Here is a 478-nt window from a genome sequence, read left to right on the forward strand (position 1 = left end):
AAGAGTGAATAGATCTTTTGAATTATTGAGGATGAGACCTTCTTTATTGACATTGAATTCTTTGAAGTAATTATTAGAGATACCTCTAGGATTAGGAGAAGAGATGTTGATGATAGGAATGTGATTAGGAGATGTATCTAAAGTGGGATTATGAGGAGTGAGGGAGTTATCAATGATGATAGGGGGAGGGATGTTGTTAGGAATATCAGGTTCAGGAATGTTGGATTGAGCAATATTGGATTGAATGTTGTTAGGAATGTTGGATTGAACGTTGTTAGGAATGTTAGATTGAACGTCATTAGGAATGTTATTAGCAATAGGGGGAAGATTATTAGGAATAGATTCAACTGCTAGGAGTGATTGAGAAGATAGGAGTGAAGAGGAAAGTAATATGGATATACTTCTTTTTAGAAATGAAGTTAATGAACTTTTCATTTGATGATTCCTAGTTATTAAACTCAACTCAATCCCTCCTAGA

The 478-nt window shown here is 34.3% G+C and carries 1 pseudogene; it reads right to left on the reverse strand.

Features of this window, described 5'->3' with window-relative positions:
• Positions 1-435 (reverse strand): annotated as a pseudogene (locus tag BKH42_RS09230) (filamentous hemagglutinin N-terminal domain-containing protein); the annotation flags it as partial.
• Between the last annotated feature and the right edge of the window lie 43 nt (positions 436-478).

Source organism: Helicobacter sp. 13S00482-2, from assembly GCF_002272795.1.
Taxonomy (GTDB): Bacteria; Campylobacterota; Campylobacteria; order Campylobacterales; family Helicobacteraceae; genus Helicobacter_J.